General features: G+C 49.0%; 17 protein-coding genes. All 17 read right to left on the bottom strand.

Annotation, left to right across the window (positions count from 1 at the left end):
- Positions 1-47: 47 nt before the first annotated feature.
- The 17 genes from ymfI to pnp all read right to left on the bottom strand — a co-directional run bounded on the left by ymfI (position 48) and on the right by pnp (position 21,470).
- Positions 48-776, bottom strand: a complete 729-nt coding sequence (ymfI, locus tag K331_RS0104395; protein ID WP_084165336.1) for an elongation factor P 5-aminopentanone reductase — start codon at positions 774-776, stop codon at positions 48-50.
- A gap of 43 nt (positions 777-819) precedes the next feature.
- Complete coding sequence (yfmH, locus tag K331_RS0104400) at positions 820-2,097, bottom strand: EF-P 5-aminopentanol modification-associated protein YfmH (RefSeq protein WP_028589349.1); 1,278 nt, start codon at positions 2,095-2,097, stop codon at positions 820-822.
- Between the two features lie 2 nt (positions 2,098-2,099).
- Positions 2,100-3,380 (bottom strand): EF-P 5-aminopentanol modification-associated protein YfmF, encoded by a 1,281-nt coding sequence (yfmF, locus tag K331_RS0104405; protein ID WP_028589350.1) that lies wholly within the window; start codon positions 3,378-3,380, stop codon positions 2,100-2,102.
- Between the two features lie 198 nt (positions 3,381-3,578).
- Positions 3,579-4,373: a spore cortex-lytic enzyme gene (gene sleB, locus K331_RS0104410; protein ID WP_404821463.1), complete on the bottom strand. Its 795-nt coding sequence runs from the start codon at positions 4,371-4,373 to the stop codon at positions 3,579-3,581.
- Between the two features lie 392 nt (positions 4,374-4,765).
- Entirely contained in the window at positions 4,766-7,486 is a 2,721-nt protein-coding gene (locus tag K331_RS0104415; protein ID WP_028589352.1) for an FtsK/SpoIIIE family DNA translocase, read from the bottom strand.
- Between the two features lie 107 nt (positions 7,487-7,593).
- The gene (locus K331_RS0104420; RefSeq protein ID WP_028589353.1) at positions 7,594-7,806 is read right to left on the bottom strand and encodes a YlzJ-like family protein; all 213 of its coding nucleotides are present in this window, start codon (positions 7,804-7,806) and stop codon (positions 7,594-7,596) included.
- Entirely contained in the window at positions 7,803-8,645 is an 843-nt protein-coding gene (locus K331_RS0104425) for a ClpP family protease (protein ID WP_028589354.1), read from the bottom strand. Before K331_RS0104425 ends, K331_RS0104420 begins: the two co-directional genes overlap by 4 nt.
- A gap of 365 nt (positions 8,646-9,010) precedes the next feature.
- On the bottom strand, positions 9,011-10,690 hold the full coding sequence (locus K331_RS0104430) for a ribonuclease J (RefSeq protein ID WP_018883347.1): 1,680 nt from the start codon (positions 10,688-10,690) through the stop codon (positions 9,011-9,013).
- A 607-nt stretch (positions 10,691-11,297) separates the two neighbouring features.
- A complete protein-coding gene (dapA, locus tag K331_RS0104435; RefSeq protein ID WP_028589355.1) occupies positions 11,298-12,161 on the bottom strand; it encodes a 4-hydroxy-tetrahydrodipicolinate synthase in 864 nt (287 codons plus the stop codon).
- Between the two features lie 33 nt (positions 12,162-12,194).
- The gene (gene dapG, locus K331_RS0104440) at positions 12,195-13,412 is read right to left on the bottom strand and encodes an aspartate kinase (protein ID WP_028589356.1); all 1,218 of its coding nucleotides are present in this window, start codon (positions 13,410-13,412) and stop codon (positions 12,195-12,197) included.
- Positions 13,413-13,449: 37 nt separating this feature from the next.
- Complete coding sequence (locus tag K331_RS0104445; protein WP_028589357.1) at positions 13,450-14,487, bottom strand: aspartate-semialdehyde dehydrogenase; 1,038 nt, start codon at positions 14,485-14,487, stop codon at positions 13,450-13,452.
- A 316-nt stretch (positions 14,488-14,803) separates the two neighbouring features.
- On the bottom strand, positions 14,804-15,394 hold the full coding sequence (locus K331_RS0104450; RefSeq protein WP_018883351.1) for a dipicolinate synthase subunit B: 591 nt from the start codon (positions 15,392-15,394) through the stop codon (positions 14,804-14,806).
- Positions 15,391-16,290 carry a dipicolinate synthase subunit DpsA gene (gene dpsA / locus K331_RS0104455; RefSeq protein WP_028589358.1) on the bottom strand — a complete coding sequence of 300 codons (900 nt, stop codon included), beginning with the start codon at positions 16,288-16,290 and terminating at the stop codon, positions 15,391-15,393. The genes K331_RS0104450 and dpsA overlap by 4 nt, the downstream gene beginning before the upstream one ends.
- Positions 16,291-16,423: 133 nt before the next feature.
- The gene (gene dut / locus K331_RS0104460) at positions 16,424-16,870 is read right to left on the bottom strand and encodes a dUTP diphosphatase (RefSeq protein ID WP_018883353.1); all 447 of its coding nucleotides are present in this window, start codon (positions 16,868-16,870) and stop codon (positions 16,424-16,426) included.
- Positions 16,848-18,113 (bottom strand): M16 family metallopeptidase, encoded by a 1,266-nt coding sequence (locus K331_RS0104465; RefSeq protein ID WP_028589359.1) that lies wholly within the window; start codon positions 18,111-18,113, stop codon positions 16,848-16,850. The genes dut and K331_RS0104465 overlap by 23 nt, the downstream gene beginning before the upstream one ends.
- A 96-nt stretch (positions 18,114-18,209) precedes the next feature.
- Positions 18,210-19,199, bottom strand: coding sequence for a polysaccharide deacetylase family protein (locus tag K331_RS0104470; protein WP_404821464.1), 990 nt, complete (start codon positions 19,197-19,199; stop codon positions 18,210-18,212).
- Positions 19,200-19,367: 168 nt separating this feature from the next.
- Entirely contained in the window at positions 19,368-21,470 is a 2,103-nt protein-coding gene (gene pnp, locus K331_RS0104475) for a polyribonucleotide nucleotidyltransferase (protein ID WP_028589361.1), read from the bottom strand.
- Positions 21,471-21,497: the final 27 nt, after the last annotated feature.

Genomic DNA, 21,497 nt, shown 5'->3' on the forward strand with positions numbered 1-21,497 from the left:
CTATACTGCCTGAAGCTCAAAAATCCGCGACTTGTGATGAAATCATGTCAGGTCAGCCAGCCACCATTCGGGCTAATAATCTGACCATTGATGTATCCCGATTCAGGCAGAGCCAGAAAGTACACAAGTGACGATATCTCGTCTGGTGTAGCAAGACGCCCGGCAGGGATCTCTTCCTCCAGTTCGCTTAATTCCTCGTGGCTCAGATGCTCCAGCATAGAGGTATCGACTGCTCCCGGTGCAACAGCGTTGACCGTCACGCCAGAGCGCGCAGTCTCCTTGGCCAGCGCTTTGGTGAACGCGTTGACCGCTCCCTTCGTGGCGGAATACAGCACCTCACAAGAGGCACCCGTCAGCCCCCAGATGGAGGATACATTGATAATACGCCCGTATTTCTGACGGATCATATGCGGGAGGAACGTCTGTGTACATAGAAATATACTTTTTACATTTACCGCCATCACGCGGTCCCACTCCTGCTCGGATATGTCTTGCAGCATACCATAATGCGATATTCCCGCATTGTTCACCACGATATCCGGCTTCATGCCGTGATTCTCCAGCTTCTCATACATACGCTTGATCTGCTCATGATTGCACAGATCGGCAGCTACGGTCATTGCTTGCCCTGGATACGTCATACAGCGACGAGCTACTTCATTGGCCGCTTCATGAGAATTGCGATAATGAATAACGACCTTCATGCCAACCGAGGCGAATCGCTCCGCTATGGCTGCACCAATCCCCCGGCTTGCGCCCGTGACGAGAACCGTCATGGATGCTAATGCTTTTTGCTCTGCTCCGGTCTCCCTCTCCACCTTAAGGACTCACCACCAGAGATACTGCCATTTGATTCCAATCCAGATGCTCCTGCAGTCTGCGATTGACGTCCTCTAAGGTAATACTCTCATAGACTGGCAGCACCTCAAATAGATCGCTACCTCTGAAACGATGTCTGGTGAATTCGTGTGCAATATTTTCGGGCGAATTCAGCATGCGTAAATATCCGCCAATTCTCTTTTTCCGGGCACGTTCAAAATGAGCCTCCTCGAAGCCCTTTGGCTTGATCGCCTCGACTTCCTCGCGGATACGGGCCAATAGCTGGTCAGGGTCCTTCGTATCGCCACCAATCGCCGAGAAAGCATACTGAGGAGAGCTGTTATACTCATGTCCGAAGCTATCCGAGATTAAGCCCTCATCATACAGCTTCTGATATAACTGTGTACTGGTGCCAAAGAGCATATCCAGCATCAGCTTGCTCTCCAGATCATGTCGGAGCAGCGACTCGCCTGTCAGGCCAAGGCGGGTCTCTTTGAAGCCGAACAAGCACTTGGGCAAAGAAACTGCCAGCTTCATTTCCTTGCGCGGATTTGCCACCGTAGACGGTTCCGGCTCGAACAGACGATCAATTTCGCCTTGCGGCTCGTAAGTTTTGGCGCTCTGATTGTTGCGTACAAGCTCGAATACTTTCTCAGGCTCCACACCACCTACTACGAATAACAGCATGTTGCTCGGGTGATAGAAGGCATGATAGCATTCGTAGAGCGTCTCCTTCGTAATCGTATTAATTGACTCCACCGTACCCGCAATATCGATATGCACCGGATGCTTCGAGTACAATGCCTCAATCAGTCCAAAGTAGCTTCGCCAGTCCGGATTATCATTGTACATATTGATTTCCTGACTGATGATGCCCTTCTCCTTGTTGACATTCTCATCGGTAAAATAAGGATGCTGAACGAAATTAACGAGCGTCTCCAAATTATCATAGATACGCTCCGTCGCCGAGAACAGATACACGGTCTGATCAAAGCTTGTAAATGCATTCGCGGATGCCCCGTTGGAGGAGAATGTAGCGAAAATATCACCCTCAGGCTCCTCGAACATTTTGTGCTCCAGGAAGTGGGCAATGCCGTCCGGGACCTGATGCTCTTGCCCTTTTACTCGAAAATGATTATCCACCGAGCCATATTTTGTCGCAAACGTTGCGAATGTCTTCTGAAAACCTGGCTTGGGCAGCACATATACCTGAAGTCCGTTATCCATGACCTCATGATACAGCGTCTCCTGCAAATGCTCGTAAGGTATGCTCTGCACGTCTATTCCTCCTTCTGGTCTCGCAAAAAGTAAATGGTGTCCAGATGAAACGTGTCAGCCGCATCCTGCACGTCCTGCACGGTAACAGCCTCGATCTGTGCCAGTAGCTCATCAACCGAGCGATCCTTGCCCGACAATTGTCTGTTGAAATCATACGATATCATCTCAAAGGCGGAATCCTGCGTTTCCTTCAGCAGGTTACGGATCATCGCCTTCGTCTGTGACATCTCAAGTTCACTGATATTGCCACTACGCATATCATCCAGCTGCTGACGAATAATCTTGACTGCCTGCTCGTAATTAGGAATCTCAATTCCCGACTGAATCGTACCAATGCCTTTGTGCCCGTCATATCGGGATGAAGCATAGTAGGCCAGACTTGCCCGTTCGCGCACATTCACAAACAGCTTCGAATGGGGATAACCACCAAGCACGCCATTATACATCAAGGCAGAGGCATAACGTGGATCATCGTATGTGATACCTGTGCGGAAGCCCATGTTCAGCTTCCCCTGATTCACATCAAGCCGTTCAACGACGGTCTGCACCTCGCGTGTAGCCGCACGCGATGATTCCTTCCGGTAGTCCGGTGCAGCAGAGCGATCCATCTGGAAGTAGCGATCGACTAACGACTCCACCTCTTCAAGACTCGTATCCCCTACAACGTAGAGGTCCAGACTGGCTTGCCCCAGCCATTGCTGATAACTGTTGTACAGGCTGCTCGCATCTATATTATCGAGATCCTTACGTTGTCCAAGTGGATGCAGTCGATACGGCTCCTCCTTGCACATTTCTTCAAGGCAGCGCTCACCAGCATAGCGTATCTTATCGTTCACGATCGCTTCGAGCTTCTTGCGGACCGTCTCCTTCTCCTGCTGTACATACGACGAACGGAAGGCTCCGTTCTCCAGCACAGGGCTGGTCAACACTTCTCCAAGGAAGGCCAGAGAGCGATCCAGCAGACTTTCACTGCTGCTGACGAAGCTGTCATTTATCGCGTCCATTCGAAGCTGCACGATCTGATAATCGCCCCGCTTGTAAATGTCAAAGCCGAAGCCCGTGCCATACAGCTGTTCGAGCTGTTCCCTGAATTGAATGGTCTCAGGATAGCTTGAGGTTCCGCGGCGAAGCACGAAGGGCGTTACCGCCACGTTAGTTACCGTGTCCTCTGTGAGAGGTACACCGGCGTACAAGGATATAGCAAAAGTCTTGAAACGTGTCGTTGGTAACACATGAATGCGCAGTTGCCTGCGGCTGCCTCGCTCAAAACTCGTCTTAGTCAAGTTCAAAACCCCTTTGCAGCATCAATTTCATTTCAGTAAATATTGGCAACATCTATCTCTTTATTGTAAACGATGAAAATGACAAGAAGCAACCGAAGACAGGCCCCGGTTGCTCATGTCAGGATTACATGGGCGTGGATTGTTCACTTTCAACGCATGCGAGGGCATTGGCTAGCAACGGACTGAAGCACTTCTAAGCTACATGCAGAAAATATGCTGCCCAATCGTCTTCACCTGCGGACGGGTCCAAATCCATTTGGAAGTCGCTGTCCGTGGGTTAAAGTAGTACAAGCATCCTCCAGATGGGTCCCAGCCATTCAATGCCTGCTGTACCGCCTTGCGTGCCTGCTCGTTGGGCTCCAGCCAGATTTGTCCGTCTGCCACGGCCGTGAAGGCTCCTGGCTGAAAGATTACACCTGAGGCTGTATTTGGGAAGCTAGGCGACTTGACACGATTCAGAATTACGGCTGCCACAGCTACTTGACCCTCGAACGGCTCCCCGCGGGATTCACCGTATACTGCATTAGCCATAATCTTGAGATCGTTCTCGGACATGCCCATGGTATTTCCGGAGCTCAGTGAACCGTCTCCCGGATCAGCTGCTTGCCCTCCTGCTCCTGCATTTGCATTGTTTTTCTTATGCAAAGGCGTCTCGGTTGGCTTCCAGTGCTTGGTCGCGTTCACCAGTTTCAGCTTCGTTTTTGCACCAACCACTCCATCTGCTTTCATGCCAAACTCACCTTGAAACCATTTGACAGAGTTCAACGTTTTGCTGCCAAACTGACTATCTACTTTACCGTGATAAAAGCCCAAAAGCTTAAGGCGGCTCTGTAGTTCATAGACATCCTGGCCATAGGAACCGAAATTGATGCTCTGAGAGCTGAATGTAGGAGCAGCAGGCTGTAACTGTTCCGTCTCAGAAGCACTTACCTTGCTTGAGCTGGCGCCTTGCTTATCGACAATCCCTGCGTAGATGGCTGTAGATATCACCATTGCACAAGCGCATATCCAAAGTGTCAGTTTTCTCATAAGCTGTGATCTACCTTTCTGTGGTGGAATGAACAGGATAGCTACGCTTATTATGACAAGCTAACAGAGATGCTATTCATTGCTTCTCTCTTCGGGCAATTCCTTGCGAAAGTTCAGGATATACAACAAGAAAACGCCTATTGACGTACTTTCACAGAAGACAGACCGCCTTTATTTGAAGTTTTTCTTGCGCTCATTGAATGGTCTCGCTTCGCTAAAAACTTATAATTTCGATGAACTAAAAAAACAGCGTCTCTCCAAAAAGGAAAGCCGCTGTTAATGTTAGTTCAAAAGTGTTAAATTCGACGTTCAGTCATTCAACAATGCATCTGTTTCAAGTCTCATACCTATGTGATTCAGGAACTGATCTTGTTCTGCTGATATTGCTCCAGTGAAATTAGGACCTCACGCGGCTTGCTTCCCTCATAGGGACCAATCACACCACGTGCCTCCATAGAGTCAATTAGTCGTGCAGCACGCGTATATCCGATTCTCATACGTCGCTGCAGCAGCGAGACGGAGGCCTGCTTGGCTTCGAGAATGATGTTTACAGCCTGCTCATACAGCTCGTCCACAATCTCCTCACCCTCCATGGATGACTCCTCAACCTCAGGAACGATAGATTCATCGTATTCAGCTTCAGCCTGATCTCGTACATAGCTGACAATGTTCTCTACCTCCTGATCACTCAGGAATGCGCCCTGAACACGGACAGGCTTAGAGGCTCCCATCGGCATGAACAGCATATCACCACGCCCGAGCAGCTTCTCGGCTCCACCCATATCTAGAATGGTCCGTGAATCGACCTGCGAGGAGACACCGAACGCAATCCGTGAAGGAATATTGGCCTTAATAACACCAGTGATGACGTCAACGGATGGACGCTGTGTAGCAATAATCAAGTGAATGCCTGCCGCACGGGCCATCTGCGCAAGACGAGCAATAGCATCCTCTACATCTCCAGCCGCTACCATCATCAGATCAGCAAGCTCATCCACGATAACTACAATATATGGAAGCACTGCCGCCGGGTTGTCACGCATCAGTTGATTATAGCCCTCAACGTTACGCGTTCCCGATTTGGAGAATAGCTCATAACGTTTTTCCATTTCCACAACAATCTTCTTAAGAGCAAGTGATGCACGCTTGGGATCGGTAACCACTGGCGCCATCAAATGAGGGATTCCATTGTATACGTTCAGCTCCACCATCTTCGGATCGACCATAAGGAACTTGACCTCATCAGGCTTGGCCTTATACAGAATGCTGGTAATAATACCATTAATGCAGACGGATTTACCCGAACCTGTCGCACCAGCTACCAGCAAATGGGGCATCTTCGCGAGGTTGCCTACAATCGTCTGTCCGGCAATATCCCGTCCAAATGCAATCGATAGCTTCGACTCGGCTTCCCTGAAAACGTTCGTTTCCATAACCTCACGCATTGTAACAACCGAGACCTCGCTATTAGGCACCTCGATACCAATAGCCGATTTCCCCGGAATCGGTGCCTCCATCCGAATATCTTTGGCAGCCAATGCCAGGGCAATATCATCGGTCAAGTTCACGATTCGACTTACCTTTACACCAATATCCGGTTGAATCTCATAGCGTGTCACCGCTGGGCCTCGAACTACCTCCAGTACCTTGGCTCGTACACCAAAGCTCTCAAGCGTAGCTTCCAGCTTGCGTGCCGTCTGCATATAATCATTCTGATCACCCGCATTGCCTGAACCCGCTGGTCGATCAAGTAGCTTTAGTGGAGGCAATCGGTAAGGCTTGGGCTGCGGCTGTTGGTCGACCACCGTTGCCCCTGTTGCCGTTACCCCATTCCCTGCACCTTCCTCTGACTGAGCAACAGTCTCAGAAGCTAATTGCTCTTCTGGCAGTGGCAGCTCCTCGTCCCCAAATTCCTCATCGAGTGGGTGCTGAATCATGCCATTCTGAGCAGACACATTACCTACATGTGCTTGGCTGTCCGTATTTGCCAGGGTACTATCCAAGGTAGTATACGGCTCTCTCTCTAAATCAGACAGCGGGGCATGACTACCCGGCTGGTTCGGCGAACGCCCCGCATAGCTATCCTCCTGAAGATCCTCATCAAGTGGGTCTTCCTCACTTCGTACCTGCTCGAAGAAATTGCGGATAATTGGGGAACTACTTGGCTGCTGAGCATTCTTGCTATTATCAGACTCTTCAACTACCTCCGGCATATCATCTCGCCCTGCTACATATATATCCTCATCTGTAGAATCAGTAGCATCAGACTTGTCTTCAGCAGGTGCTGTCTTGTTGCCGAACAGCTGAAAGAATAGCGGCTGACGCTTCTTCGGCATTTCAAGCTCTTCAAAATCCTCCTCCAGATCGTCATAATCCGGTATGGGCTCCGCCTTGATTTTTCCATTCGCTGCACGCGCGCGAGTGGCGGCAAGGGGACCTTGCCGCTCATTCCACTTGTGTTGCAATGCTCCCCCTACCTTGCGCATGCGAGTCCGTACGAACTTTGCCAGATCCACATAGGAAAGCTGTGTTATTAGCATGAAGGAAATGACGAACATCACAAGCATCACCAGCTTTGCGCCAGTCAAACCGAACAACCATAGCAGAAGTGTCAGTTGAAGAGCCCCAACGTAGCCTCCGCTAATCTCTTTATTGAGCATTGAGCCATCATCTGCTGGCCTTGGAGCAAGCAGCTCCGTATTCATATCCGTATGTATTTGACTCATCACATTTCCAGGCTCAAGCGCCTGAATCGGTCCCAGACGCTGTTCCATGGACGAGATTGCACTCATCAGTGTGAGAGCACACACCAGCAGAACCACACCACTTCTTCTTGTGTTCCATTGATGAGGCCACTTGCGATTAATCATGACCATTAACCCGATGAAAATGCCGATGAGAGGGATCACAAAATAGAATTTGCCGAGCACCAAACCGAACATTTTGGACAGAGAGCGGCCTACAGCGGCTTCTCCGGATAATGCTATTACAGATAAGGTAATTAGCACGATACCATAGATTTCATACTTGAGTACACTGCCTAATATGGATTTCTTTTTCTTACGTCTTCTGGCCATCCGTTTCACCCCTCCAGAAGCATATTATAGCATGACTGGCATGTATCCGCACATATGTTCTTTTCTGATACTTTTCGACAGAACCGTATGCCTGGATTATTCACCGACTATGTCCACTCAATTTCGCTCCCAGGCGCATACATGGGGTTCAGATAAGCTTCTAGCGGACAATCGAGCAGGCGGACGATCGTTCCAGTACGGGGCCCTGTAGAGCGAACCTGCATCAGTAGCCCCCCAACACGAATATCTTGGTACTGTCCCGTATCCTTCCATAGTCCTTCCCAGATCAATTCAGATGGCATCACGGTGTAGAGCGTCATTGTGGAAATCCTCCTCCGTGCGGGGCTGACAATGGATTAGGAGAACTCCCCGCTTGCTGAGCTGAGGCCCCACTCGAAGCTTGCAGCGATTGCAACGACTGCATTTGCTGGCGCCGGATTTCACGGCGTTCCTCAATCATGCTATTCAGTTTCGCCAGCGCTTCACCAATCCCGCCCACCTGATCCATCAATCCGTATTTGACTGCTTCTGCGCCGCCAACAGCCGTGCCTATATCCCGATTCAGCTCCCCAGTCTTGAACATAAGCTCCTTGAATTGCTCCTCTGTAATTCTGGAATGTGCCATTACGAAGCGTACAACTCTTTCCTGCATTTTCTCCATATACTCAAAGGTCTGGGGAACCCCGATTACAAGCCCGTTCATTCGAACAGGGTGAATCGTCATCGTTGCGCTTTCCGCAATAAATGAATACGAAGCCGAGACCGCAATAGGTACTCCAATACTATGCCCGCCTCCAATAACTACCGTAACCGTAGGCTTAGTCAGTGAAGCAATCATTTCTGCGATCGCAAGGCCCGCTTCCACATCTCCGCCTACCGTATTCAGCAGAATCATGAGGCCCTCAATTTTTGGATTTTGCTCAGCTGCGACAAGTTGGGGAATCATGTGCTCGTATTTGGTCGTCTTGTTCTGTGGCGGCAATATATAATGACCCTCGATCTGACCTATAATCGTCATACAGAATATGTTGGACTCTGCGGCTGGCAAAGCTGTCTGCCCGAGCTGTTGAAGGCTTTCAAGTACAGGATTCCGCTTCGGCTCCTCCTCACGTGGTGCTTGCTCCTCATTTCCCTCAGATGAACCATGTACCTGATACATATAATCTTCCTTTCTTAACCAGTTCTATGATAACAATTCACTTCTAGTATGTGGTTCGAATGGAATGATTTATACATACGCTAAGATGAATTCTAACAAAAATGTCAGTAGTGGACGAATGACTTTGATTCAACTCGTAAAAGGAAAGATGGCGAAAGCAGCGATACTGTTATATGCCGTTGTTATTTGCTGCCAAGGAATATTATCATTGTATAAGTCATCACATTTGCTACCTTTCTATGTAGGCTCTCATCCCCTGTCCAGAGGACATCTTTCACAAAAAAAGCCTTTCCACGGGAAGAAACCGTCCATATTTCTTCCGGGAAAGGCGACTGTGTGCCAGATATTTGATTTCAATCTGTTAATTATACTTCCATAATGATCGGCAAGATCATTGGTCTGCGGCGAGTCTGTTCGTACAGGAAGCGCCCCAAAGCATCCTTGACATTCGTCTTGAGGGAAGCCCATTCATTTACATTCTCACTCATCAATCTCTGCAGCGTGTTGGATACGATACGATTGGCCTCATCAAGCAATCCTTCTGATTCCCTTACGTATACAAATCCACGAGATATGATGTCTGGACCCGATACGATGGTTCCGTCCTGCTTGCTCAACGTGACCACGACCACCAGAATTCCGTCCTGCGACAACAGCTTACGGTCGCGCAATACGATATTACCTACATCGCCTACACCCAGACCGTCGATCAATACATTTCCTGCCGTTACCTTACCGGCCTTACGTGCTGAACCGCCCTGAATTTCGACAACTTCACCAATATCCGTAATGAAGATATTATCATGCTCCACACCAACGGATTCCGCGAGCAATGCATGTCTGCGCTGCATCCGATATTCACCGTGAATTGGAATGAAGAATTTAGGCTTCATCAGGTTCAGCATCAGCTTAAGCTCTTCCTGACTACCATGACCGGATACGTGAACACCCGGGTTGGCACCACTGTAGTATACTTCAGCACCTAGCTTGAACAAATCATCAATGGTGCGTCCTACATATTTCTCGTTACCAGGTACAGGTGTCGCTGCAATGATCACTGTATCACCAGGCAAAATGTCCACCTTACGGTGAGTCGAGCGAGCCATTCGCGTCAAGGCTGACATTGGCTCTCCTTGGCTACCTGTGCACAGAATAACGACACGGTCTGCGGACATCTTGCCCACTTCTTCAGGCTCAATAAGCATACCGTCCGGGATGTTCAAGTATCCAAGATCTTCAGCGATTCCTACCACGTTCACCATACTACGACCAATGACTGCGATCTTACGACCTGTCTTCTCGGCAGCATGAACAACTTGTTGGATACGATGTACGTTAGAAGCGAAGGTTGCTACTACAACCCGCTGTCTGGATTTGCGGAAGATATCCTCAAGCACAATCCCTACGCTCTTCTCTGAAGGCGTGAAGCCAGGCTTCTCTGCGTTCGTACTATCAGACAAGAGGGCCAGTACACCACGGCTTCCGATCTCAGCCATACGCTGCAGGTCAGCATAGTGACCATTTACTGGTGTATGGTCGAACTTGAAGTCTCCCGTGTGAACAACAGCACCTTCTGGCGTATCAATACACACACCTACTGAATCCGGAATACTGTGATTCGTGCTGAAGAACGAGAGGCGAAGATTAGTTCCCAGCTTGATCTCGGAGTCTGCATGGATCAGAATGCGCTTCGTCTCGCCAAGCAGATTCGCTTCCTTCAGCTTGTTCTCCACCAGCCCCATTGTCAGCTTCGTGCCATATACAGGCACATTCAGATGTTTCAGCACGTATGGGAGACCACCAATATGGTCTTCATGACCGTGCGTCAGCACAATCCCTTTTACTTTGTCACGATTTTCCGTCAAGTATGAAATATCAGGAATAACCATATCTATTCCGAGCATATCTTCCTCAGGAAATTTGAGTCCGGCGTCCACCACCACAATATCATTGGCGTATTGAACCACGTACATATTTTTCCCGATTTCACCGACGCCGCCCAAAGCAAAAATCAGCAATTTATCGTTGTTTGTTTTCTTAGACAAAAGAATCTAAACCTCCTATGGTAGTTGGACGTCGTACCTTAATTTATTCAGCAATTTAGCAACATATCAAGCGCATAATACAGCAATGTATGCAGATCACGCTGCTGAAATCCGGACACATTCCTGCAAAGCGTTGTCAGATGATGCAAACGCATATGCAAAATTAGTGCTTTGTTATTTACAAAACACGAAATTTCAAAATATTACCGCACCCAGTCACTTGCAATCATTATACATGATTAAAAAGCGAAAAAACAAGTCGCCTGTTTCTCATTTACAGGTTACCCCGTAATAGCACATCCCATGACAACGCAGTATAACAGCAATGTTGTCAATATATGCTTAACTTAAAGGATGGGCACAGTGCAGTAAAAAACATGGGCATTCTGCACCTCTGCCGATAGCAACGTGGCTGTATGAACTGCTCATTATTGCTCATTCATTAAGCATAAGACAATCCTCTTTCGGCGTACTTTCATACAAGGTCAGACCGAATTTAGTTAAAGTGATGACCCTGCCGAAGAGATATGAATTTTATGATCTAAAATAAAAAAAGGGCGTCCCGCCAGCTCTGGCCTCGGACACCCTTCAATGCAATCACATTATTTTATTCGTATAGCTGTTTAATTAAAGCTTTCTCTGAATCATTCGGCGCAACGAGCGGAAGCCTCACGGACCCTACATTCAAGCCTTTCAGCTCCAGTGAATACTTCACCGCTACCGGGTTGGGGCATTCAAACAGCCCCTTGAATACAGGCAGCAGCTCACCATGAAGCTTTGTCGCCTCTTCTATACGCCCAGAGATAAAGGCTTCCATCATTTGCTTCATCTCCGCACCAACGACGTGACTGGCTACGCTCACAATACCATAGGCACCGACAGACATAGCTGGCAATCCAGAGGAATCATCACCAGAATAGACTTTGAAGCCTTCCGGTGCACTACGGACAATCTTGCCTACCTGCTCTGTCGAGACACACTCCTTCGTCGCTACAATATTGTCGATCTGAGCCAATCGCAGTGTCGTCACACTGGACATACTTACTGCTGTACGTTGCGGAACATTATACAGCATAACAGGCAGCTTCGTAGCTTGCGCGATACTTTCAAAATGCCGGAATATGCCTTCCTGATTCGGCTTGTTGTAGTAAGGCACCACAAGCAGTACCCCATCCACTCCCGTGCGCTCTGCTGCCTGGGTTAAATAAATGGAATGGCGGGTGTTATTGCTTCCTGTACCCGCTATAATCTTGCAGCGACCTGCTGCCTTCTCTACAGCAAAGGAGAACAGCTTTATTTTCTCCTCATCACTGAGCGTAGGTGCTTCTCCTGTAGTTCCGGATATAACAAGTGATTCGGACTTCTGAACATCTATCAAGTAATCCATCAATTGAGCGGTGGCTTCCCAGTTAATCTCGCCTTGCTCGTCGAACGGAGTAACCATAGCTGTAATTAATCTGCCAAAATCCAAGCTTGCTTCCTCCCTTCCTACTTCATGCAGAATCTAGCGATGGAGCTCAAACTTGGCATGCAATGCACGCAAAGCCTGAACCATATCTTCCTTCTTGACGAGAACCCATATGGTTGTATTGGAATCCGCTGATTGCAGAATAGGAATACCGGCTACGGTCAATGCCTCTACGATCATGGCCATGATGCCGGGAACGCCATTAATGCCACCACCAATGACCGACACCTTGGCACAGCCTGACAGAATCTTAGGCTCAAGCCCAAGCTCTCCCAGCACCTGTAGCGCCTTGACGCCATCCTGATCTGATACCGTATATACAGCTCCAGTAGGAGTCACATTGATAAAGTCAACACTGATTCCGTGCTCAGCCATCGTCTTGAACACCTTCAGTTGCAGTTGTTCAATTCCTGCCTCCGTCTCCACGGTAATCTGCGTAACATTTCCCACGTAGGCAATTCCAGTTACATAACGATCCACCACACCTGGCTGCACCTTCGTGAAGCCTTCCGGATGAGTCACCAAGGTCCCCTCGGATTCCGAGAATGTCGAGCGCACCCTTACAGGAATGTTAGCCTGCATGGCAATCTCGACAGCACGCGGATGAATGACCTTCGCTCCCTGATAAGCCATGTTGCAAATTTCATTATAGCTGACATACGTAAGGGGGCGTGCATCCTCCACAATCCGCGGATCTGCCGTGAGAATGCCGTCTACATCTGTATAGATATCTACTATGTCAGCATGCAAAGCGGCTCCAATAGCTGTAGCTGAGGTATCGCTCCCACCCCTGCCAAGTGTCGTGAAATCTCCTTGTTCATCCTGCCCCTGGAAGCCGGTAACGATAACGACACGTCCCTGCTCCAGCTCTTGCAGCACCCGGTCCGGGCGAATATCTACAATACGCGCATTTCCGAACTGGCTATCCGTCAGGAAGCCTGCCTGTGCTCCTGTCAATACCGTTGCCTCAATGCCCTCATGGCAGAGGAGACTGCACAAGGTGGCTGCAGAGATAATCTCCCCACAGCTCATAAGCAAATCCCGCTCCCGGGTAGGCAGACTGTCCCCATTACTTGCAGCCCAGCCCAGCAGAGTATCAGTAGCATAGGGCTCACCTATGCGCCCCATAGCAGATACGACCACGACCAGTTGATATTGATTAGCCAGTTCTCTTTTAATATGTCCAATAACAAGCTCACGGGCTTCAGGTGTAGATAGTGAAGTTCCCCCGTATTTTTGCACTAATATCCCCATTACCTATTTCTCCTCTACGGTAGACACCTTTGGAACCTTATGCTTTCTTTGCTGCGATGATCTCGGCAATCTGAACAGCATTCCATGCTGCACCCTTAAGCAGATTATCCGATACGATCCACATATTCAGACCACGGCTATTGCCCAGATCCTCCCGAAGACGTCCTACAAAGACATCCAGTTCACCCGCAGCCGTCGTAGCCAGCGGATACGCTTGATTCGTTGGATCATCCACCAGTGTAATTCCAGGGGCTGAGGCCAGAAGCTCTCGTACATCCTCCAGCTTGTAATCCTGCTTCAGCTCGACATACACGGATTCCGAATGCCCGTAGACGACAGGAATGCGCACACATGTAGCCGTTACCGACACGGACTCGTCATTCAGGATCTTCTTCGTTTCACGAACCATCTTCATTTCTTCCAGGGTGTAACCATTATCTTGGAATTTATCAATTTGCGGTACTGCGTTGAAGGCGATCTGATGCTTAACAGGCAGGGCACCTACAGGAAGAATGTCCGGCTCAAAAGCATCCCCATTCAGCACTGCCACCGATTGTCTGTTCAATTCGCTAATTGCTTTGGCGCCAGCGCCAGACACAGCTTGATAGGTAGATACGATGATGCGTTCAATTCCATAGCGGTCATAGAGCGGCTTCAAGGCCGCTACCATTTGAATGGTAGAGCAGTTCGGATTCGCAATAAGACCATTGTGCTCAAAGATCTGATCTGGATTCACTTCTGGGACCACCAACGGAGTGTTCGGGTCCATGCGGTACGCATTGGTATTGTCAATGCAGACAACTCCACGCTCAATGGCATGAGGAGCCAACGCTTTACTTACGTCTCCACCTGCACTGAATAATGCAATATCGACACCTTCGAAGCTCTCAGGGGTTGCTGTTTCTACTACGATATCTTGGCCCTTAAAGTTAATGACTGTGCCAGCAGAACGCGGAGAAGACAGCAGCTTGAGTGTCTTAATCGGAAAATTCCGTTTATCCAGCAATTTAATAATTTGCTCTCCAACCGCACCTGTTGCTCCAACGACAGCGACATTAAACTCTACATTGCTCATCTGGCATATCTCCTCTTCTAATCGCACTCATTAATAGTTGCTGCATACAGAACACGTCTATCGTCGTATTCACGATGAAGACCGACCGCAATTCGCGATCATTTTTTCTGCTGATGACAGAATCACGCTGCCCTAATAAAAGCTTATGAATCATGCCATCATAAATAAAACTAGCATTTTGCCAGCGCACATCTCACTCAGCAAAATGCACGAAAGGCCCTTCCTCTTACTCATCACACATATAAGGAAGGAATATATAATTCTTCAGCTTAGCTGAATTATTACCTGGATGTTAGCTTGGTCTGACCGTTATGCGTTAGTCATGACGTTCAATAATCATGGGCTGTAGCTGTTGGCCTTGTATGGCAGCATAGCATGCTTCTGGAATAATCGACATTTTGGCCACTAGTGAGTTAGGCTTCTGCTGGGGATTATCCTGACCGAAAGGTACGAAGTATATGTTCTTTGCCACCAGTAGCTTGGCGATATTAGCAGCATTCAAGCCCAGACCATCATTGGTCGAAATGGCGAGGACAAGCGGTCGTCCGTTCCTCATCTGTGCTTTGGCAGCCATCAGCACAGGACTGTCAGTCATGGCATTCGCAAGTCGACTGATCGAATTGCCGGTGCACGGCGCAATGACCAGTACATCCAGCAACTGCGAGGGGCCTAGCGGCTCAGCCTCCACAATTGTAGAAATGATATCATTCCCTGTTATATCTTTCAACTGTTTTTGCCAACTTTGCGAGGTGCCAAAGCGCGTGTCTGTAGTCATGACCGTATTGGAGACAATCGGAATTACCTTAGCCCCACTGTCTACAAAACGTTGAATAACGGGCATCACTTCCTCAAAGGTACAGTGAGAGCCCGTAATTGCATAGCCGACTGTTTTACCCTGCCAGTTCATTTGCCTTCCCCCCGATTCGGATTATCTTCCATTAACAGCTGCACCAATGCATTTGCCATAATCACGCCTGCCGTCTTGGGAGCTACGATGCCGGGGAGTCCCGGAGCCAGGATCGCCTTAATGCCGCGTTTGGCAGCATATCGGTAATCACATCCGCCGGGGGAAGAAGCAATATCTATAATCACTGCACTTGTCTGCATTCTGGACAGGATTTGTGCTGTGATTATCATAGAGGGTATCGTATTAAAAATCAAGTCGATCTCCCCGACCTCATTGGCCAGATCCCTTGTCATAAAAGGCCTCCAGCCCATCGCACTCGCTCGTGCCGCTTCCTCACGCAGCTGTATTCCTACCTGTACATCGGCACCAAGCCCTTGCAGCGTCCTGGCCAGGGTAAAGCCGGTTCGACCCAGCCCCAGTACCATACAGCGCGCCCCATGCAGCGTGATATCCGTATTCTGAATCGCCATCATAATGGCTCCCTCTGCTGTGGGGATGGAATTATAGATGGCAACATCATCGCGCTCCAGCAACTCCACAAGCCTGAGATTGTACTTATCACACAGCTTTTGCAAATAAGGTTTGGCCATACCCGTATACACTACGCAATGAGGCGGTAAAGCGGACGCATGCTCATGCTGAAAGTGAAGTGGCTGTTCCGTAAAATCAGCCTTCACACTCCCATCCTCCTCACAGCCTACCACTGGCAGTACAATGGCATCTGCAGATTCAAAAAGCCGGACGCTCAGCTTCTCGTTGCTCACACCCTTAAGCTGATCGGCGATCCGGTCAAAACCCACTACACTTACAGTCGCGTCCATATCTACACACTTCCGAATGACCTCAAGTTGCCGTGCATCACCGCCAAGAATGACGGTGCGAACTCCTGTCAGCATCTGGACCTCACCCCTTTCCCAGATACGGTATGCATTATCCTATGCATTAGCCCGTGAAGGGTGATACGCAGCACAAAAAACCACTCCAGAATTGGAGTGGTCTAATGTCATGCGCTCTATGGTCATACTTTCTTTATTTCCCCGTGTGACCGAACCCACCTGCACCGCGTACGGTCTCGGATAGCTGATCGACTTCCTTCCACAGCACCTCAGGCACCTCCTGGAACACCATTTGAGCTATACGCTCATGACGAGTGATGGAAAAGGGTTCTTGACCAAGATTAATGAGTAGCACCTTGATTTCTCCCCGATAGTCCGCATCAATAGTTCCTGGTGTGTTCAGGCAAGTAATGCCATGCTTGAGAGCCAATCCACTGCGTGGACGGATCTGTGCCTCGAGTCCTCCTGGCATAGCTATGGCAATGCCTGTAGGGACCAGACAACGTTGCCCCGGCTCCAGCACTAGCGGCTCATGCACAGCAGCATGAAGATCAAAGCCAGCAGCAAGCTCAGACATTTTGCGTGGAAGCTGAATATCCTCATTGCCTGCCAATCTGTTAATTTCTACGTAATGCGGCAAGTTCATTCCTCCTCATTCCCGAGATAGGGGCATCCGATGCGCCTACCATCGCCAGTGCAAATGGCTGTGAGAACACACGGTCCAGCACAGCATGCACATCATCCATCGTTACTCGTTCTATTTTACGAATCATTTCATCCAATGTATAGTGCTTGCCCAGCATCAGTTCATTTTTGCCCAATCGATTCATTCGACTGCCTGTGCTCTCCGAGCTGAGAATCAAGCTACCCTTAAGCTGCTCTTTGCCCTTGCTCAGCTCATCGTTCGTCAAGCCATGGACAGCAACATCTCGCAGCAGTTCATGCGTGAGCTCAAGCACATCCTTCGTCTGCTTAGGAGCAGTTCCCGCATAGATTGTCAGCAGGCCACTGTCTGCGTGAGAGCTATGATAGGAATAGACGGAATAGGCCAGACCTCGCTTCTCGCGAATCTCCTGAAACAGTCGGGAGCTCATACCGCCACCAAGCGCATTATTGAGCAGCACCATAGCATATTGCAGATCATCCCCAATACGATTGCCCGGGAAGGACATACAAATATGATTCTGCTCTGTAGCCTTCTCATGGAACATGAGATCACCGTTAAAGACAGGCTCTAGCAATGCAGGAGATTGTCCATGGTTGTTGAAATGTCCAAAATGGCGCTCCAAGAGCTCAACTACATCATCATTAATATTCCCCGCAAGACTGATTACGGTATTTTCAACTGTATAGTGCTCCTTCATGTAGCTGCGTAAGCTGGAGCTGTCCATTGCATGCAGCCGTTCCTCAGTCCCCAGAATGGGGTAAGCGAGCGGATGCTCCTTGTAGGCTGCTGTAGCCACCAGATCATGCACCAGGTCATCAGGAGTATCCTCATACATGGAGATTTCCTCCAGAATAACGTTTTTCTCCCGGCTGAGCTCCTCCTCATCCAGCTTCGAATGGAAGAACATATCTGATAACATATCAACGGCAATCGGCAAATGCTCATCAAGTACCTTGGCATAATAGCAAGTATATTCTTTAGACGTAAACGCATTGACATTTCCGCCGATGGAATCGAAGCGTTCTGCGATATCCTTGGCAGAATAACGTTCTGTTCCTTTGAAAAGCATATGTTCAATGAAATGGGTTACTCCATTTTGCGGCAGCAGCTCATTTCTGGACCCGGCCTTCACCCAGATCCCGAATGAAACGGAGCGATAGTTCGGAATCTTCTCCAGAACTACCTTTAGCCCATTGCTTAGCTGTATTCGTTCCACGCATAGTCCTCCTAATTAACATAGACTTACCTACTCTGGCATAATTAAAAACAAAATTGCCCGTACAATCCCTTCATCGTAACAGAAAAATACGCATCACTCAACCTGTGTGGATGGTACACGTCTTGAGGAAAGCGTCTCACTGACCGTTCCAAGCGTCAGCCCCTTACTTCTGATGCCCTGAATCATGCCTTTGAGTGCCTGGGAGGAGGAGGAGGTTGGATGCATCAGAATAAGAGCCCCGGGCTCTACTCGTTTGGTGATTTTATTCACGACAGCACCAGGCTCCGGCTTCTTCCAGTCCACTGTATCCAGAGTCCAGAGCACTGTCCTTAGCCCAGCCTCCGCAGCAACCTCTATTGTCTCTTGATCAAAATCACCCGATGGGGGGGCGAACCAGACATTTTTCACCCCTAATGTGTCCTTGAGCAGCTGCTCCGTCTTGGTAATCTCCAGTCTCGCCCGCTCCCGGCTAACTCTGCTCATGGCTGGGTGAGAATAAGCATGATTACTTAGCTCATGTCCTCGCTTCTGAATGGTTTTGGCTAGCTCTGGATTCTTCTTCAGCCAGCTACCATCCAGAAAAAAAGTCGCCTTCACTCCCTCAGCATCCAGCGTATCCAGCATGGGCACAATGAATTCATTACCCCACGCTACATTGATCATGAATGCGACCATCGGCTTGTTCGGATTCCCACGATAGGTTGGGTGCTGTCCGAGCTGTTCAAGCTGGATCTTCGGTGCAACCTCTTTGTAAATATACTTTATTGGCGTGCCAGGGGCTGCCAGTGCCTGTCTGTAAGTCGCCTCTACGTCAACCTCAAGTCCGTTATAGCCCGGGATTGCCTTCCAGATCGGGTCCATACGCGCATCTACGGCCGGCTTGCTTCGTGTCCTCGCCTCGGCCTGGATCTGCTCTAATAATGGTTGCTCCGCTACAGATGCTGCAATGGCGGGTACAGAGTTGCTGTCCTCCACATGTCTATTTCTCATGTCCTGCAGGTAATCGCGTACTCCAGTGAGTTGTCCAACTAGCAGCACGGCTGCTGCGCTGATGACAATGACTGCCGCTTTATTAGACCTCATTCTCATTCATCCTTCCGCTAGCCTTTGTCCCCAATTTATGCAGAGCGGACAAGGTTTATGCCGTCAGGATGAGCATTCATGGCAAAGAAAAAAGAGCCAGAAATCACTCTCTGCCTCTTTGACTTTTATATGTTTTTGGTGAAACGATAACGCTTCTTCTCATGCTGCTTAGGACTTAGCAGGCTCCTCGGCTGTCAGCACAGCTTTACGGGATAGATTCACGCGCCCTTGCTGATCAATCTCGGTCACCTTCACGGTAATAGTATCACCGATCGCTACTACATCCTCAACCTTGCCGACACGCTCAGTAGAGAGCTGTGAAATGTGCACAAGGCCATCCTTACCAGGCAGGATTTCTACAAACGCACCGAACTTCTCGATTCGCTTAACAGTTCCTACATAGATCTCGCCAACAACCACTTCGCGAACAATACCTTCAATGATAGAACGCGCTTTTTCATTCATTTCCTGATTGGAGGAAGCGATGAACACACGGCCATCCTGTTCGATATCGATCTTGACGCCAGTCTCTTCGATGATCTTGTTAATGATCTTACCACCTGCGCCGATTACATCACGGATCTTGTCCGGATTAATGAACATCGTGATAATCTTTGGTGCATATTGTGACAAAGTCGCTCTTGGAGCCTGGATAGCCTCCATCATCTTGCTCAAAATGAACAAGCGGCCTTCCTTCGCCTGGGTCAATGCATCCTGCAAAATGGTACGGTCGATTCCATCGATCTTGATATCCATCTGGATCGCCGTTACTCCTTCAGCAGTACCAGCTACCTTGAAGTCCATATCCCCGAGATGATCCTCCATACCCTGAATATCTGTCAGAATGGAGACATGCTCCTGATCCTTGATCAGACCCATAGCTACACCAGCCACTGGCGCCTTGATCGGCACACCTGCATCCATCATTGCCAGCGTGCTTGCACAAATGCTAGCCTGTGAAGTTGAACCGTTGGATTCAATAACCTCAGATACCAGACGAATCGTGTACGGGAATTCCTCTTCCGAAGGAATAACCTTGGATAGAGCGCGCTCACCAAGAGCACCATGCCCGATCTCACGCCGACCTGGAGCACGAAGCGGACGAGCTTCACCCACGCTGAACGGAGGGAAATTGTAATGATGCATGAAGCGTTTGGTTTCTTCCAGAGAGATCCCGTCCAGAATCTGTACATCTCCCAGAGCACCAAGAGTACATACGCTAAGCGCTTGTGTCTGACCGCGCGTGAACAGACCGGAGCCATGCGTACGCGGAAGCAGACCTGTGTCAGATTCGATTGGACGAATTTCGTCCAGCTTACGACCATCTGGTCTTACCTTATCATGGGTAATCAGACGGCGTACCTCTTCCTTCACAATGTCATAGAGCACTTCATTCACGTCTTTCATGAATTCCGGTGTATCTATGTATTTCTCTTCAAAATGAGCCACAGTCTCCGCATTGATCGCATCAATCGCGTCCTGGCGAGCATGCTTCTCAGCAATGCTTACAGCCTCAACCAGTCGTGCAGCAGCATATTCACGTACTTCCTTGTTAACGGACTCGTCTACCGCATGCAGCTTGACTTCCATTTTTTCCTTACCAGCAATCTTCACAAGCTCTTCAATGGTAGCTACAATATTCTTGATCTCGTCGTGCCCGAACATGATTGCTTCCAGCATCGTCTCTTCAGGAATCTCATTGGCTTCTGCCTCTACCATCATGATAGCGTCCTTCGTACCTGCAACCACAACATACAGATCACTTACGTTCTGCTGTTCAATGGTTGGGTTAATCACGAATTGGCCGTCAATACGTCCTACAGCCACTCCACCAATCGGTCCGTTGAAAGGAACGTCCGAAATACTGAGGGCAGCAGAAGTACCGATCATAGCAGCAATTTGAGGCTCACAGTCCTGATCCACACTCATGACCAGATTTAATACCTGTACATCATTTCGGAAGCCTTCTGGGAACAGTGGACGAATCGGACGGTCTGTCAGCCGGCTGGCCAGAATAGCCTTCTCGCTCGGACGACCCTCTCTTTTAATGAATCCACCAGGTATTTTACCAACAGCATACAGTCTCTCTTCATAGTTCACAGTGAGTGGGAAAAAGTCCAAATCCTTAGGCCCACTGGATGCTGTAACTGTACACAATACCGCTGTGTCACCATATCGAACCATAACTGCTGCATTTGCCTGCTTAGCCAGTCGGCCTGTCTCCAGGACCAGCTTTCTTCCGCCAAGCTGCATCTCAACTTGTTGTTGCATGGGATCCCTCCATTCTTCAAAATAGTT

The sequence above is a fragment of the Paenibacillus massiliensis subsp. panacisoli DSM 21345 genome, from assembly GCF_000426545.1.
Taxonomy (GTDB): Bacteria; Bacillota; Bacilli; order Paenibacillales; family Paenibacillaceae; genus Paenibacillus; species Paenibacillus panacisoli.